Below are 18,512 nucleotides of genomic sequence, written 5' to 3' on the forward strand. Positions count from 1 at the left end.
CACCGAAGACACACTGCCGCGACGCATCCGGGATTTGTTCGGCACCGGATTCGACGTCACCGCCGACGTGCCCGTGCGGGTGCGGGTATTCGAACTCGCCCCGGGCGAGCATGTGCTGGCGGCGGTGCTGCATCACATCTGCGCCGACGGCTCCTCGATCGTGCCCTTCGTGGCCGATCTGATGCGCGCCTACGAGGCCCGGGCCCGCTCCGAGCGGCCCGGCTGGTCGCCGCTGCCGGTGCAGTACGCCGACTACGCCCTGTGGCAGAAGCGCCTGCTGGGCGCCGAGGACGATGCCGAATCGGTGGCCGCCCGGCAGATCGCGTTCTGGCGCGAGACGTTGGCCGGCCTGCCGGATCAGCTCGATCTGCCGACCGACCGGCCCCGTCCGGCCCGCCAGAGCCTGCACGGCCGCCGCGTCGCATTCGCCGTCGACGCCGAATTGCACCGGCGGCTGGCCGGATTGGGCCGCGGCGCCGGCGCCACGGTGTTCATGGTCGTGCACGCGGCCTTCGCGGCGGTGCTGGCCCGGCTGTGCGACACCGGAGACATCGCGGTGGGCACGCCCGTCGCGGGGCGCAACGACGCCGCGCTGGACGAGGTCATCGGCATGTTCGTCAATACCGTGGTGTTGCGGACCGCGGTCGATGTGGACGCCTCCTTCGACACGCTGCTCGACGCCGTACGGGCGGCCGATATCGCCGCCCTCTCGCATACCGACGTGCCGTTCGAACGCCTCGTCGAAGTGTTGAATCCGCGTCGCTCGACCGCCCGGCATCCGCTGGTGCAGGTGGGCCTGTCGTTCCAGAACCACGATCGCGCCACCCTGCGACTACCCGGCCTGACCGTCACCGAGGTCGAATCCGACAGTGAGATCGCGCAATTCGATCTGCATCTGTTCGCCGTCGACCACCACACCGAGACCGGGACACCGGCGGGCATCGAGCTGGCACTCGGCTACGCGACCGATCTGTTCACCGCCGAGACCGCCGAGCGGATCGCCGCCCAGGTGAGCCGTGTCCTGCATACGGTGGCCGCCGCACCCGCGACCCGGATCCGCGATCTGGATCTGCTCGGCGAACAGCAGTACCGGTTCGTGATCGAGGACTGCAACCGGACGGCGCGGGAAATTCCCGAGGCGACGCTGGTGGATCTGGTCGACGCCCGGGTCGCCGCGCAGCCCGCGGCGGTGGCTCTGATCGACGAGAACGGCAGCGAACTGAGTTATCGCGAATTCGACACCCGGGTCAACCGGCTGGCCCGCCACCTCATCGGCCTCGGTGTGCGTCCGGAGACGAATGTGGTGCTGGCGCTGCGCCGTTCGGTCGATCTGGTGATCGCCATGTTCGCGGTGGCCAAGGCCGGTGGCGCCTATGTGCCGATCGATCCCGACCATCCGGCCGACCGGATCGCGCATATCGTCGAGACCGCGCGGCCGGTGTGTGTGCTGGGCAGCGGTGCGGTGCCGGGGATACCCGACGACATCGTGGTGGTGGATCCCGGCACGGATCTGCCGGACCATCCGGGAGCGCCGATCACCGCTGCCGATCGGGTCGCGCCGCTGCGGCCGTCGAACACCGCGTATGTCGTGTTCACCTCCGGCTCCACCGGACGCCCCAAGGGCGTGGCGGTCTCGCACGGCGCCATCGTCAATCAATTGCTGTGGCTGCGGGCGGAATTCGGTATCGACGGGACTGATCGCACGCTGCTCAAGACGCCCGCGACCTTCGACCTCTCGGTGTGGGAGTTCTGGTCCGTGCTGGTCAGCGGCGGAGCCCTGGTGATCAGCGAGCCGGGCAGCGAACGCGATCCCGACCACCTGCGCGAGCTCATGCGGCGGCACCGGGTCAGCGTGCTGTTCACCGTGCCCTCGCTGCTGGGCATGCTGCTGGCCGACGAGACCGCCCTGCCGCAGACGCTGCGCGCCGTCCTCGCGATCGGTGAGACGCTGCCGCAGTCGACGGCGCGGCAGTTCGCAAGCCGCAGCGACGCAACGCTGTTCAATCTGTACGGCCCCACCGAAACCGCCGTGTCGATCACCTCGCACCGGGTCGGCGCCGATCCGGAGCCGGTGGTGCCGATCGGCGCACCGGTGTGGAACAGCCGGGCCCATGTGCTCGATCGTCGGCTGCGGCCGGTTCCGCCGGGTGTGCCCGGCGAGCTGTATCTGGCCGGTGACCAGCTGGCCCGCGGCTATCAGGAACAACCGGCGCTCACCGCGGGGCGTTTCGTCGCCGATCCGTTCCACGGTGGCCGCATGTACCGCACGGGCGATATCGTGCGCCGCCGGACCGACGGGCTGCTCGAATATCTGGAGCGGGCCGACTTCCAGGTCAAGATCGGCGGTTTCCGGATCGAACTCGGCGACGTGGAGGCCGCTCTGCTGCGCCGGCCCGGCGTCGAGGCCGCGGTCGCGGTGGCCCGCACGGACGGCAGCGCCGGACCGCGCCTGATCGCCTATGCCGCGGTACCCGGCGCGGACGTCGACGCGAATACGCTGCGCGAGGCGCTCGGCAGCGAACTGCCGAAGTACATGGTGCCGGCGGCCGTGGTGGTGCTGGACGCGCTGCCGCTCACGGCCAACGGCAAGGTCGACCGCGATCGGCTGCCCGCCCCGGTGCTGTCCGAGGCCGAATTCCGGGCACCGGGCACCGATACCGAACGCCTGGTGGCAGCGGAATTCGCCGATGTCGTCGGACGGCCCGCCGACGGCGAGTCGCCGATCGGCGCCGGCACCGACTTCTTCGAACTCGGCGGCAACTCGCTCGCGGCCGCCCGCCTGGCCGCGCGGCTGGGTGCGGCCTCGGGCGTGCGGGTGCCGGTGGCCGCGGTCTTCACCGCCCCGACCGTCGCGGCGCTGGCCGCCTGGATCGATGCGGCCGAGCGCGACGTCCGTCCGCCGCTGCGGCCGCGGACCACCGGCGCGGCGGTGCCGCTGTCGCTCGCCCAGCAGCGGATGTGGGTGCTGAATCGGCTCGCCCCGGATTCGGCGGCGTATCACGTGCCGGTCGCGTTGCGCCTCACCGGTGCGCTGGACCTCGACGCCCTGCGGGCGGCGCTCGCGGATCTGGTTCGCCGCCACGACATCCTGCGCACCCGGTATCCGGAAGTCCGCACCACCTCGGCCCAACCGGAACCGGTGCAGGAGGTGCTGCCCGCCACACCGGTCGACATCGAGCCGATTGCGGTGCGGCGCACCGAGATCGACGAGCGTATCGCCGAGATCGTCACCGTCGGCTTCGACGTCACGGCCGCCCCGCCGGTGCGGGTGCGGCTGCTGCGGGTGGCCGACGACGAGCACATCCTGGTCGTGGTGGTCCACCACATCAGTGCCGACGGCTACTCGATGGCGCCGCTGACCCGCGACCTGATCGCGGCCTACACCAGCCGCCTGGCCGGAGCCGCGCCCCAGTGGAGTCCGCTGCCCGTCCAGTACGCCGACTACAGCGAATGGATGCGGACCGTGCTCGGCGCCGACACCGACCCGGGCAGCGTGCTGTCCGAGCAGCTCGGTTACTGGCGCGACCGGCTGGCCGGCGCCCCCGAGCAGCTGGCGCTGCCCACCGACCGCCCGCGTCCCGCCCGGCGTGAGATGCGCGGCGCGACGGTCGATTTCGCCTTCGACCAGCCGCTGGTCGCGCAGCTGTCCGGTGTCGCGCGAGCACACGGAACCACACTGTTCTCCACGATGCACGCCGCCTTCGCGGTGCTGCTGGCGAAGCTGTCGGGACAGTCCGACATCGTCGTCGGCGCACCGGTCGCCGGGCGCGGGGACCGTGAACTCGACGATCTGGTCGGCATGTTCGTCAACACCGTGGCGCTGCGCACCGAGATCGACGCCCGGACGAGTTTCGCCGAACTGCTGCGGAATGTGCGCGACGGCGACCTGGCGGCGCTCGGCCGCACCGAGGTGCCGTTCGAACGGGTGGTGGAGGCGCTGGGCCGCACCCGCACCAGCGCGTATACGCCAATCTTCCAGGTGCTGTTCACCTTCCAGAACCTGCCGGCCACGGCGGTCACGCTGCCCGGCATGCGGGTCGAGACCCTCGAACCGGCATTGCCGGAGGCGAAATTCGATCTCCAGCTGACCGCACTGGAGGAATTCGGCGCGGACGGTGAACTGCACCGGTTGCGGATGCAATTCTGCTATCCCACCGACATCTTCGACGAGCGCACGGTGCGATTGTTCGCCGAACGACTACAGCTGGTCGTGCGGGCGGTGGCGGCGGATCCGTCGATCACCGTGCGCGCGATCGACATTCGCACCGCCGAGGAACGCGATCGCCGCACCGGCCGCGCGGCGTCCACCCGGCTGCCCGGCGATCTGGTCGATCTCATCGCCGCCGCCGCCGGAACGGCACCCGATTCGCTGGCCGTCGAATTCGGCGGTCGCGGAATCGGATTCGCGGAACTGCACCACAAGATGGTCACCGTCGGCCGGGCCATGGGCGCGAGCGCCACGCCCGACGCGCTGATCAATGTCGCGCTGGCCGGATTGCTGCCCGGCGTTCTCGCCGCCGGCGCCGGCGGACTCACCACGATGCTCGAGGCCCTGCATCTGCGCGCACAGGGCGTGCTCACCACGGAAGGAACCCACTGATGACGCATGCAGAGTCGGTTACACCCGTCCGGTCCACCGAGCACCCCGCGCTGCGCGGCGCCTACGGCATCGCGGATCTGCTGTATCTGATCGAGGTCGTCGCCGATCTGGAACCGCAGCGCGTCGCGGTTCGCCACGAGGACATCGCGCTCACCTATGCCGAGCTGGGTGCGGAGCTGACCACGCTGGCCGCGGCGATGGGTGACGCGCTGACCCCGGATGCGCTCGTGCAGGTGGTCGTCTCGGGACGGCTGCCGGCACTGCTGGAATCGGGGGAGGGCGCGCTCGCCGCCGCCGTCTCCGATCTGCTCGACGACGCGCTCACCGCGGCCGCGGATGTGCTCGAACCCGGCCTGGCTCCCGCCGATACCCTCGCGACGCTGTTCGCCGAACAGGTGGCGCGCACGCCCGGTCTGGTCGCGGTGGAATTCGACGGCCGGACCCTGACCTACGCCGAACTCGACGCCCGAGCGAACGCGCTGGCGTGGCAGCTCGTCCGGCTGGGAGTGGGCCCGGACGCCCGGGTGGGCCTGTCGATGCACCGATCGCTCGAACTGGTGATCGGCATGTACGCGATCCACAAGGCCGGCGGCGCCTACGTGCCGATCGACCCGGAACATCCCGCCGATCGCATCGCGTACGTGCTGGAGATCGCAGCGCCCGTCGTGGTGCTCACCCATGCCGGAAGTCCCGCGTTCGACGGTGTGCCCGTGCTGCGGGTGGACGAATTCGATTGGGAGACGGGCGATCGGTCGTCGGTGCTGGAGTCCGAGGAGGTGGTGCCGGCTCGCCCGGACAACACCGCCTACGTCATCTTCACCTCCGGGTCGACCGGCCGGCCCAAGGGGGTCGCGGTCTCGCACCGCGCCATCGTGGCGAATCTGCGCTGGCGTCAGCGCTGCTACCGCATGCACGCCGCGGATGTGGTGCTGCAGAAGACGCCGTTCACCTTCGACGTGTCGGTATGGGAGTTCTTCTGGCCCTTGCAGATCGGCGCCCGGCTGGTGCTCGCCGTACCGGACGGCCACCGCGATCCGGCCTATCTGATCCGGACCGTCGCCGCCAAGCACGTCACCATCGCGCATTTCGTGCCGTCCATGCTGGCAGTGTTCGCCGCCGCGGTCGCGGATGCGCAGGCGATGAGCGATATCGACTCCCTGCGTGCGGTATTCGCCTCCGGTGAGGCGCTGCCCGCCGCGACCGGCGCTGCCTTCCGCGATGTGAGCGGCGCGAGCCTGCACAATCTGTACGGCCCGACCGAGGCCGCGGTCGACGTGACCGCGCACGAGGTGACCGCGGCCGATACGGTCTCGGTTCCGATCGGCGCGGCGGCCGATGACACCGATCTGCACGTCCTGGACGACAACCTGCAGCCCGTCCCGGACGGTGTGGTGGGCGAGCTGTATCTGTCCGGTGTGCAGCTGGCCCGCGGCTACCTCGGCCGCGCGACCCTGACCGCCGAGAGGTTCGTCGCCAACCCGCACGGCGCCCCGGGCGATCGCATGTACCGGACCGGCGATCTGGTGCGCTGGAACAGCGGGATCGACGGCGGCCCGCGCGAACTGGAATATCTGGGCCGCAGCGACTTCCAGGTGAAGCTGCGCGGTCTGCGGATCGAACTGGGTGAGGTCGAGGCGGCGCTGCTGGCGCACGAATCGGTCGCCCAGGCCGCGGTGGTGCTGTACCGGCACAGCACGGGCGACCACCTGATCGGCTACGTCGTGACGGCCGGCGGATGCGAACTCGATTCCGGAGCGATTCTCGGCGACGCCGCGCAGCGGCTGCCGGAATACATGGTGCCGACCCTGCTCGTCGGCATGGACCGCATGCCGGTCAACGCCAACGGCAAGTTGGACCGCAAGGCCCTGCCCGAGCCTGAATTCAGCAGTGCCGCAACTGAATTCCGTGCGCCCGCGACGCCGGGCGAGCGAGCGGTCGCGGAGATCTTCGGCGACCTGCTCGGTATCGACGCCGTGGGCGCCGACGACGACTTCTTCGCCCGCGGCGGCAATTCGCTGCTGGCCACCCGCGCGATCGCGCGTATCTCGGCCGCCCTGGACATCGCGGTCGACGTGCGGGACTTCTTCGACCGCCCCACTCCGGCCGGACTCGCCGCCCTGGCCACCACCGCCCGCGTGCGGCCGCCGCTGGTCGCCGGTCCGCGTCCGGAGGCGGTCCCGTTGTCGGCGGCGCAGCGCCGCATGTGGTTCCTGAACCGCTTGGCCAACAGCGACGCCACCGGCAATTCCGCGGCGGCGGTGGACAACATTCCGGTCGCGCTGCGCCTGCGGGGCCGGCTGGACACGGCGGCACTGCGTGCGGCCGTCGCCGACGTGACCGCGCGCCACGAGGTGCTGCGCACGGTGTACCCGCAGACCGCCGCGGGGGCCGTGCAGGTTGTCCGGCCCGTCGCCGAGCCGGAACTGACACCGGTCGAGGTCGCCGAGGCCGATCTGGTCGCCGCGGTACGCGAGGTCGCCGCCACCGGTTTCGACGTCGCCGCCGAGATTCCGGTACGGGTCCGGGTGCTGCGTACCGGCGCCGACGATCACACCCTGGTGCTGGTGGTCCATCACATCGCCGCCGACGGGGTGTCGATGGGACCGCTGCTGCGCGACCTGATCCAGGCCTACACCGCGCGCAGCCGTGGCACCGCCCCGAACTGGTCGCCGCTGCCGCTGCACTATGCCGACTACACGCTGTGGCAGCAGCGAGTGCTCGGCGACGACACCGATCCGGACTCCGAGGCGGCCCGGCAGCTGAGTTTCTGGCAGCGCGAATTGGCCGAGCTCCCGGCGCAATTGGATCTGCCCGTCGATCGGCCGCGCCCGGCCGCGGCCTCGTACCGGGGCGCGACCGTCGAATTCACCATCGACGCCGGCCTGCGCGCGGCGATCGACGAGCTGGCCGAGCAGCTGCGGGCCACGCCGTTCATGGTGCTGCACGCGGCGCTGTCGCTGCTGCTCGCCCGGTTGTCCGGGACGAGCGATATCGCGATCGGCACGCCGGTCGCGGGCCGCGGCGAGCGCGCATTAGACGATCTGGTCGGCATGTTCGTCAACACCCTGGTCCTGCGGACCCGGGTGGCGAGCGACACCGATTTCGCCGACCTGGTCCGCCGCACCCGCGCCGTCGACCTCGATGCCTTCGCCCATGCCGAAATTCCGTTCGAACGCCTGGTGGAGGTGCTGAATCCGGCGCGTTCGCAGGCGCGGCATCCGCTGTTCCAGATCGGGCTGTTCATGCAGGACCTCGGTGTCGGTGCGCCGGAACTGCCGGGTCTCGAGAGCGAGCTCGTGGATTTCGATCCCGGCTTCGCGAAATTCGACCTCCAGCTCACCATTTCCACCCCGCCCACCGCCGATGGCGGATACCGTGCCGAATTCACCTACGCCACCGACCTTTTCGACGCGCCCACGGTCGAGGAATTCGCCGCCAAATTCCTGCGCCTGCTCGGCGGCGCCACCGCCGACCCACAGCTGCCGGTCGGTGATCTGGAACTGCTCGACGCCGGCGAACTCGACTATGTGACCTCCAGCTGGAATGCCAGCGGCCACAAGGTGTTCGACCACTTCCTGCACGAGGGTTTCGATCGGCAGTCGCGCCGCACGCCGGACAACCGCGCACTCGTGTTCGAGGGCACCGAGCTCACCTACGGTGAGATGTCGGAGCGGGTGAACCGGCTCGCGCGCAAGCTGATCGAATCCGGCGTCGGTCCGGAGACGCTGGTGGTCCTGGCCATGCCGCGATCGATCGAACTGGTGCTCGGCATGTACGCGGTGCTGCACGCGGGCGGCGCCTACGTTCCGGTCGACCCGTCCCATCCGGCCGAGCGCATCGGCCACATCATCGCCACCGCGCGGCCGCACACCGTGCTGACCACGCGGGCCGCCGGCTTCGCACTACCGCCGGCGACCGCCGATACGGTCGCCCTGCACCACCTGGACGAGCTGGACCTCACCGACTACTCCGCGGCCACGATCGGCGACCGGGAGCGCAACGGCACGCTGCATCCGGACCATCCCGCCTACGTGCTGTTCACCTCCGGCTCGACCGGGCGGCCCAAGGGTGTCGCGGTCAGCCATCGCGCCATCGCCAATCAGCTCGAATGGATGCATGCCGAGTACGGGGTGCGCGCCGGCGACATCTATCTGCAGAAGACCGCGACCACCTTCGACGTCTCGCTGTGGGGCTATTTCCTTCCGTTGCGCGCGGGCGCCACCCTGATCGTGGCCACCCCCGACGGCCACCGCGACGCCCGCTATCTCGCCGAAACCATTGCCGCGCAGCGAGTGACGCTGACCGACTTCGTCCCCTCGATGCTCACCGTCTTCCTCAACCACGCCGAGGCGGACGAACTGACCACCCTGCGGGCCGCCTTCGTGGTCGGTGAGGCGCTGCCCGCGGAGACCGCGGCCCTGTTCGCCGAGAAGTGCGATGGCGCCCTGCACAATATGTACGGCCCGACCGAAGCGGCGGTGTCGATCACCTGCCACGAGGTCACCGCCGACGATGTGCGCAGTGTGCCGATCGGCGAGCCGGAATGGAATTCGCAGGTCTTCGTGCTGGACTCCCGGCTGCATCCGGTGCCGATCGGCGTGCCGGGCGAGCTGTACCTGGCCGGAACGCAGCTCGCGCGCGGCTACTGCGGCCGCGCCGATCTGACCGCGGACCGCTTCGTCGCCAATCCTTTCAGCTTCGGCGGCGAACGGATGTATCGCACCGGCGATCTGGTGCGCTGGACCCCCGAGGGCGAGCTCGACTATCTGGGCCGCATCGACTTCCAGGTGAAATTCCGCGGCCAGCGCATCGAACTGCCGGAGATCGAGACCGCGCTGCTGGCCGCACCGGGTGTGGGCCAGGCCGCGGTGCGCCTGGTCACCGGCGAGAGTGGCGACTACCTCGCCGGATACGTGATCCGCACGCCGGGCGTCGAACTCGATGTGCGGGCCGTGCGGGAGGGGCTCGGCGCGGTGCTGCCCGCGTACATGATCCCCACCGCCGTCGTCGAACTGGCGGAATTCCCGCTCAACAGCAGCGGCAAATTGGATCGCGCGGCGCTACCGCTGCCCGTGCTGGCGGCCGCGGAATTCGATGCTCCGCGCACGCCGCTGGAGGAGCGGGTCGCCGAGGTGTTCGCCGACGTCCTCGGGCTGGAGCGGGTCGGCCGCGACGACGACTTCTTCGCCCTCGGCGGCAGCTCCCTCGACGCCACCCAGGTCAGTGCCCGCGTCGGCCGGATCGTGGATGCCCGGGTGCCGGTGCGCACCCTGTTCGAGGCCTCGACCGTGGCCGCGTTCGCGGCCGCCGCCGGCGGCGAGGTGGCCGAGCGCCCACGTCCGGCACTGGTGAAACAAGCGCGGCCGCAGCGCATTCCGCTCTCACCCGCGCAGCAGCGGATGTGGTTCCTCAACCGGTTCGATCCCGACTCGGGTGTTCACAACATTCCGGTCGCGGTGCGGCTGAGCGGGGGACTGGACGTCGCGGCGCTGGCCGCCGCCGTCGCGGATGTGGTGGAACGCCACGAGACCCTGCGCACCCGCTATCCCGAACACGAGGACGGCCCCGCCCAGGAGGTGCTGCCCGCCGCCGACGTGCGCGTGGACCTGACGCCGGTCGGCGTTCCGACGACGGAGATCGCGGGCCGGATCGCGGAGCTCACGGCGCGAGGCTTCGACGTGACCGCCGCACCGCCACTGCGAATCGCATTGCTGCGCAGGGTCTTCGGCGACAGCGGCGCTGCCGGATCGGAGGACGCCGAGCCCGAGCACGTCCTCGTCTTCGTGGCGCACCACATCGCGGCCGACGGCTGGTCGATCGCCCCGCTGACCCGCGACCTCATGACCGCCTACGCCCACCGCGTGGCCGGAACCGCACCGCAGTGGGAACCGCTACCGGTGCAGTACGCCGACTTCAGTATCTGGCAGCACGCGGTGCTGGGCTCGGAATCCGATCCGGACAGTGTCCTCAGCGCCCAGGCGGCCTACTGGCGCGCGACCCTCGCCGGACTGGCCGACGAGCTGAACCTGCCCACCGACCGGCCGCGCCCGATGCGCCCCTCCTACGCCGGGGGGCGGGTGCGATTCGCTGTCGGTGGCGATATCCGCGACGGGCTGCGCGAACTGGCCCAGCGGCGACAGGCCACCACCTTCATGGCCGTGCACACCGCGCTGGCGATCTTCGTGGCCCGCATGGCCGGCACCGACGATGTGGCGATCGGCTCGCCGATCGCCGGGCGCGGCGAGCGCGAACTCGACGATCTGATCGGCATGTTCGTCAACACCGTGGTGTTGCGGACCGCGGTGCCCGGGGGCGCGAGCTTCACCGAACTCCTGGATCGCACCCGCGACGCCGACCTGCGTGCCTTCGCGCACGCCGACCTGCCGTTCGAGCGTCTGGTGGAACTGCTCGATCCGGAACGGTCGACCGCGCGGCATCCGCTGTTCCAGGTGGCGCTGGCATTCGAGAATCTGCCCACCGGCGAGCTGGAGTTGCCGGGGTTGCGGGCCGGAACGGTCGAGCAGGCCGCCGATACCGCGAAATTCGATCTGGCCCTGAACATCCGGGAAACGACCGAGGGCATGACGGCGGAATTCGCCTATGCCCGCGACCTTTTCGACCACGCCACGATCGAGGGTTTCGCCAGACGTTTCCTCGGACTGCTGCGGCAGCTGGTCGCCGATCCCGAGGCCGCGGTCGGTGACATGTCGCTGCTCAGCGCCGACGAATACGTCCGGCTGACCCGGGTACGCCCCGACGAGGCGATGGCGACCGCGCTGCTGCCGGAACTGCTGACCGCCGGGCTGAGCCTGGGCCGCGACCGGATCGCGGTGCGCTACGAGGGACGGTCGATCACCTACGGCGACCTCGACGACTACTCCTCCCGGCTGGCTCGCCGGCTGATCGCGGCCGGCGTCGGCCCGGAACAGCTGGTGGCCGTGGCACTTCCGCGGTCTTTCGAGATGGTCGCCGCGGCCGTCGCGGTGGCCAAGGCCGGCGGCGCCCACGTCCCGGTCGACCCCACCTATCCCGCGGAACGGGTGCGGTACATGGTCACCGACTCGGCGGCCCGGGTAGGCATCACGGTCGCCGCCTACGCCGACGCCCTCCCCGAGGACGTGCCCTGGCTGGTCCTCGACGCGCCCGCGACCGAGGCCGAACTCGCCGCCCTGCCCGCCGATCCGATCGGCGACGCCGACCGGATCGCCACGCTGCGGATGTCGCATCCGGCGTACATGATCTACACATCGGGCTCGACGGGCAGGCCCAAGGGCGTCACCGTGACGCACGCCGGTCTGGGCGGGCTGGCCCAGTACGCGATCGAACGGTACGGGTTGCGGCCCGAACACCACATGCTGCACATCTGCTCGCCGAGCTTCGACCCGTCGGTCCTGGAATGGATCTGCGCCTTCGCCACCGGCGCGACGCTGGTGGTCGTGCCGGCGCGCATCATCGGCGGCCCCGAACTGGGCGCGCTGCTGCGCACGGAAGCCGTGACGCACGCGATCATCACCCCCGCCGTGCTGGGCACCCTGGACGCGGCGGAGCAACCGCAGCTACGAGTACTTTCGGTCGGCGGCGATGTGACCACCGACGAACTGCTGGCCGCCTGGGAGCCCGGCCGCCGCTATTTCAACGGCTACGGTCCCACCGAAACCACCATCATCTCCTCGTACGCGCGGCTGACCGCCGGACAACCGGTCACCATCGGCACTCCGGTGCACGGCATGTCGGCGCTGGTGCTGGACCGGCGACTGCGGCCCGTGGCGCCCGGTGTGGCCGGTGAGCTGTATCTCGCGGGCGGTGGCCTGGCCCGGGGCTACCGCAACCGCTCGGGAGCGACCGCCGAACGCTTCGTGCCGAACCCGTGGGGTAGGCCGGGCGGCCGGATGTATCGCACCGGCGATGTCGTGCGCTGGCGGGCCGTCGCGCCGACGGTGCGCCAGGCACAGCCGGAATGGGAACTGGAGTACGTCGGGCGCTCGGATTTCCAGGTGAAGATCCGCGGCTTCCGCGTCGAACTCGGCGAGATCGACGCGGTGCTCGGCGCCCACCCCGACGTCGACTACGCGACCACCCTCGGACGCGACCACGACACTCGCGGCACCATGCTGGTGTCCTACGTCCTGCCGAAGCCGGGACGCGCGGTCGATCCCGTCGATCTCACCGATTTCGCGGCCCGCCGGTTGCCCTCGCACATGGTGCCCGCCGCGCTGGTCGTCCTCGACAAGATTCCGCTGACCCCGGTCGGCAAGCTGGACCGCAAGGCGCTGCCCGCGCCGGTGCTGGCGCCCACCCGGTACCGCGCACCGGTCGGTGCGGCCGAGGTGCTGGTCGCCGGCACCTTCGCCGCCCTGCTCGGTGTGGAACAGGTGGGTGCGGACGACGACTTCTTCGCCCTGGGCGGCAACTCCCTCATCGCCACGCAACTCGCCGCCCGCCTGAACAAGGCCACCGCGGACACGGTGCCGGTCCGCGCGGTCTTCGACGCACCGACCGTGCGGGCGCTGGCCACCCGGATCACGCTGTCGGACAAGAGCTCCGGTGACGACGGGCCGACCGCCGTCGATCCGCGCCCGGAAATCGTCCCGCTGTCGATCGCCCAGCAGCGCATGTGGATGCTCAATCGCCTGGACACCGGCGGCGGCAGCTACAACATCGCGTTCGCACTGCGGCTCACCGGCAATCTGCACATCGCCGCGTTGCGCGCCGCGATCGCCGATGTGATGGAGCGGCACGAAACACTGCGTACCCGCTACCCCGAGCGGGACGGGGTGGCGACCCAATGCGTCGTACCCGCCGCCGTACCGGATCTCGCGGTCACCGATGTCGATGCCGCCGAGGTCACCGCCATGGCGGAAAGCCTGGCGCACAGTCGTTTCGACGTCGCCGACGAGGTTCCCGTACGCATCCGGCTGTTGCGGGTGCGCCGCGCGGCTGACGCCGATCGCGCCGAACAGACCCATGTCCTGCTGTTCGTCGTCCATCACATCGCGGCAGACGGCTGGTCCTTCGCCCCGCTGACCCGGGACCTCGCCGTCGCCTATCAGGCGCGCACCGCGGGTGCCGCGCCGCAGTGGTCGCCGCTGCCGATCCAGTACGCCGATTACGCCCTCTGGCAGCAGCGCACCCTCGGTGCGGTCGCCGACCCCGAATCGGAATCCGCTCGGCAGCTGGAATTCTGGCGTGCGCAACTGTCCGGCGCGCCGGAGCTGTCCACGCTGCCGACCGACCGCCCGCGCCCGGCGATCGCCTCCCAGCGCGGCGGCGCCCGCACCGCACGGCTGAATGCCGCACTGCATCAGCGCATCCACGACCTGGCGGCGGCACACCGGGTGACACCGTTCATGGTGCTGCACGCCGCCCTGTCGGTACTGCTGGCCCGCTTCGGCGGCAGCGACGACATCGTGATCGGCGCCCCGGTCGCCGGCCGTGGTGATCAGGCGCTCGACGATCTGGTCGGCATGTTCGTCAACACGCTGGTGCTGCGCACCCCGGTGCACGGCGAGGAAAGCCTCGTCGAACACCTGGACCATGTGCGGGCCGTCGACCTCGCCGCCTTCGACCATGCCGCGGTGCCGTTCGAACAGCTCGTCGAAACCCTCAATCCGACTCGCTCCCGGGCACATTCGCCGCTGTACCAGGTGTCGCTGACACTGCAGAACCAGACCCGCGCGCAGCTGCGGCTCGAGGGCCTGGAGATCGCGGCGGTCGAACCGGCGGCGGCGCCGATCCAGGTCGACCAGCACTGGACCGCGAACGAGACCTACGCCGCGGACGGTACGGCCGCGGGTATCGACCTGCACGTGCACTATGCCGCCGACCTGTTCGACCCGGAGACCGTCGCGGCGCTGCTCGACGGATTCGAACGCATCGTGGCGGCGATGACGGCCGACGGCACCACCCGGGTCGCCGACGTCGAACTGTTGTCGCCGGCCGAACGCGACCGGCTGATCGGCGGGCACAACGCCACCGGCTACCCGGTCGAACCGCGCACCCTGCCCGAACTTCTCGCCGCCCGGCCGCAGCGCCCGGCAGCGCAGGCGGTGACCTTCGAGGGCACCAGTCTGTCCTATCGGGAATTCGACCGGCGCGTGCATCGGCTGGCGCGCTACCTCATCGCCCGCGGCGTCGGTCCGGAAACGACTGTGGCCGTGCGGATTCCGCGATCACTGGAGTTGGTCGTCGCCATTCACGCGATCGTCGCGGCCGGGGCGGCCTACGTGCCGCTGGATCCCGACCATCCCGTCGACCGCGTGCGCTACATCCTCGACACCGCGCGGCCCGCCTGTGTGCTGACCACGACCGACGATTCCGTCCTACCGGCCGGTGTGGACGTGGTGCGGCTGGACCGGCTGGACCTGTCCGGCTGTGCCGCCGACGCGGTGACCGATGCCGACCGGGTGTCGCCGCTGCGGTCGGAGCATGTGGCGTATGTGATTTTCACGTCGGGTTCGACGGGTCGTCCGAAGGGTGTGGCGGTGAGTCACGGGGCGATTGTGAATCGTCTGGTGTGGATGCAGTCCGAGTACGGGTTGGGTTCGGATGATGTGGTGTTGCAGAAGACTCCGGCGACGTTCGATGTGTCGGTGTGGGAGTTCTTCTGGCCGTTGCAGGTGGGTGCGCGGTTGGTGGTGGCGCGTCCTGATGGGCACCGCGACCCCGCCTACCTCGCGCGGTTGATGGACGAGGAGGCTGTGACGACGGCGCACTTCGTCCCGTCGATGCTGGCCGTATTCGTCGCTTCGGTGGCGACGGCACCGGTGTCGTTGCGTCGCGTGTTCACTTCGGGTGAGGCATTGGCGGTGGATACGGCCGCGCGCTGGCGCGAGCTGGGTGGTGCGCCGCTGCACAACTTGTACGGTCCGACCGAGGCCGCGGTGGATGTCACCTTCCACGAGGTGAGCGATGCCGATACGGTGACGGTGCCGATCGGCCGTCCGGTGGCCAATACCCGTGTCTACGTGCTCGATTCGACATTGCGTCCCGTACCCGTCGGCGTCACCGGCGAGCTCTACCTGGCGGGCGATCAGCTCGCGCGCGGTTATGTCGGCCGCTGCGAACTGACCTCCGACCGCTTCGTCGCCGACCCGTTCGCTGTGTCCACAAGGGGCACTCCCGAGGGTCCTGCGGGGTCACGCTCCGCTACCGCCTCCGGGCCCGCCGGTCGTGCCCCGGCCGGAGCCCGGATGTATCGCACCGGCGACCTGGTGCGCTGGAACCGCACCGGTGAACTGGAATACTTGGGCCGCAACGACTTCCAGGTGAAGCTGCGCGGGCTGCGCATCGAACTCGGTGAGATCGAGGCCGCGCTGACCGGGCAGGCCGGCATCGCCCAGGCGGCCGTGGTGGTCGCGGGAGCGGGGGAGCGGGCGCGGCTGCACGCCTATGTGGTGCCCGCGGCGGGCGCTGCCGTCGATTCCGCCGCCGTGCTGACCGCCGCGGGCGGTTCCCTGCCCGCATATATGGTCCCGGCCGGCGTCACGGTGCTGGCGCACCTGCCGGTCAATTCCTCCGGCAAGCTCGACCGCGCCGCCTTGCCGGCCGTCGACCCCGGGGAGAAGTCCGGCTACCGCGCCCCGGCCGAAGGGGCCGAGGCCGTGGTCGCCGCCGTGATGGCCGAACTGCTGGGCCTCGATTCACCGGGTGCCGGCGCCTTCGGTGCCGACGACGACTTCTTCGCCGCCGGTGGTAACTCCCTGCTCGCCATGCGTGTGGTCGCGCGGGTCAATGCCGCCCTGGGATGCGATCTCAACGTCGCGGAGATCTTCGGCGCACCCACCGCCGCCCTGCTGGCCCGCCTCGTCCAGGACGCACCGGACGCGGCCGTGCCGGCCCTGACGGCTGGGCCGCGACCGGATCGAATTCCGTTGTCGCTGGCGCAAACTCGCATCTGGCTGTTGAACCGCATCGAACCGGATTCGGCGATGTACAACATCCCGTTCGCGCTGCGCCTGCGCGGTGATCTGGACGAATTCGCCCTCTCCGAGGCGGTCGCCGATGTGCTGACGCGGCACGAATCGCTGCGCACGATCTTTCCCGAGGACGCCGAGGGCCCGCGCCAGCACGTTCGCGCCGTCGAGGACTGCGCCGCGACCGTGCTCACGCTGCACGCCGTGAATACCGGCGAGGCGGATGCCGAACTCGCCGCGGCGGCGGCGCGCGGCTTCGACCTGCGGCACGAACTTCCGTTGCGCCTCAGCGCTTTCCGGGTCGCGCCCGACGAACACATCCTGCTCGTGGTCGTGCACCACATCGCGGCCGACGGCATATCCACCGCGCCGCTGGCCCGCGACCTGGTGACCGCCTACGCCGCGCGCCGTGCCGCGGCGGTCCCCGACTGGCAGCCGCTGCCGGTGCAGTACGCCGATTTCGCACTGTGGCAGCACGCGGTGCTGGGGCGCGCCGACGATCCCGAATCCCGCCTGTCCCGCCAGATCGACTTCTGGCGCACCGAGCTGGCCGACCTGCCCGCCGTCGTCGACCTGCCCGGCGATCGGCCGCGGCCGGCGGTGGCCTCGGGCGCGGGTGCGGCGATCGAATTCCGCATTCCGGCCGAGCTGACCGCCGCTGTCGAGACCATGGCCCGCCGCGCGGGCGTGTCGACCTTCATGGTGCTGCACGCGGCCTACGCCACCCTGCTCGCCACCCTGTCCGGCACCGACGACCTGGCCATCGGCACCCCGGTCGCGGGCCGGTCGGTGCAGGCACTCGACGATCTGGTCGGCATGTTCGTCAACACGCTGGTTCTGCGCACCCGGATCGGCGCGCACGAGCGGTTCGCCGAGCTGCTCACCCGGGTCCGGGACGCCGACGTGCGGGCCTTCGCGCACGCCGACCTGCCGTTCGACCGGCTGGTCGAGGAGGTGAATCCCGAACGCTCCCAGGCGTATGCGCCGATCGTGCAGGTGTTGCTGTCGTTCGAGCAGCGCTCCGGCACCGACCTGCGGCTGCCCGGACTGGAGGTGACGGATTACCCGCTCGCCAACCCGGTGGCGCAATTCGATCTCGCGCTCTCGCTGGCCGAGGTCGACGGTCCGCAGGGGCGAGAACTGCAGGCGGTGCTGCGATACGCCACCGATCTGTTCGACGCGTCGACGGTATCCGCCTTCGGGCGCCGGCTGCTGCGCGTGCTCACCGCGGTGACCGCGGACCCCGACGTCCGCGTCCGGGACATCGACGTGCTGGAACTGTCCGAACGGTTGCAGGTCCTCGACGTCTGGAATGCGACCGCCACCGAAATCGACCGCACCGCAACCCTTCCCGTGCTGTTCGACGTCCAGGCCGCGCGCACGCCGAAGGCCCCCGCGATCACCTACGCGGAGACGACGCTGACCTATGCCGAATTCGGCGCCCGCGTGAACCGGCTCGCCCGCCACCTGATCGCGGAGGGGGTGGGCCCGGGATCGCTGGTGGCGCTGCATATGCGCCGTTCGCTGGAACTCGTGGTCGGTATGTACGCGACCGTCGCCGCGGGCGCCGGATATGTGCCGCTGGACCCCGACCATCCCGCCGAACGCATCCGCTACGTCCTGGAGACCGCGCGCCCGGCGTGTGTGCTCGCCACCACCGATGCGCCGGTGCGAGCGGAGTCGTCGCCGCCGGTGCTCGACCTCGATCGGCTGGACGTGTCCGGCTATGCCGACGGTCCGCTGACGAATGTGGATCGGCGGGGCAGGCTGCGGTCGGAGCATGTGGCGTATGTGATTTTCACGTCGGGTTCGACGGGTCGTCCGAAGGGTGTGGCGGTGAGTCACGGGGCGATTGTGAATCGTCTGGTGTGGATGCAGTCCGAGTACGGGTTGGGTTCGGATGATGTGGTGTTGCAGAAGACTCCGGCGACGTTCGATGTGTCGGTGTGGGAGTTCTTCTGGCCGTTGCAGGTGGGTGCGCGGTTGGTGGTGGCGCGTCC

2 protein-coding genes (1 of these 2 cut by a window edge) are annotated in these 18,512 nt (G+C 70.5%); both read left to right on the top strand.

The window, feature by feature from the left end; translation table 11 throughout:
* A protein-coding gene (locus C8258_RS26910; RefSeq protein WP_233225362.1) for a non-ribosomal peptide synthase/polyketide synthase crosses the window boundary here: on the top strand, positions 1-4,600 show its end. Its footprint begins 13,058 nt before the window's first position; 4,600 of the gene's 17,658 nt are visible here — the last part of the coding sequence; its start codon lies off the left edge, out of view; the stop codon is at positions 4,598-4,600.
* A partial coding sequence (locus C8258_RS26915; RefSeq protein ID WP_146161346.1) for a non-ribosomal peptide synthetase occupies positions 4,600-18,512 on the top strand: 13,913 nt, incomplete at its 3' end. The genes C8258_RS26910 and C8258_RS26915, both read left to right, overlap by 1 nt.

Source organism: Nocardia sp. MDA0666 (assembly GCF_003023875.1).
Lineage (GTDB): Bacteria > Actinomycetota > Actinomycetes > Mycobacteriales > Mycobacteriaceae > Nocardia > Nocardia aobensis.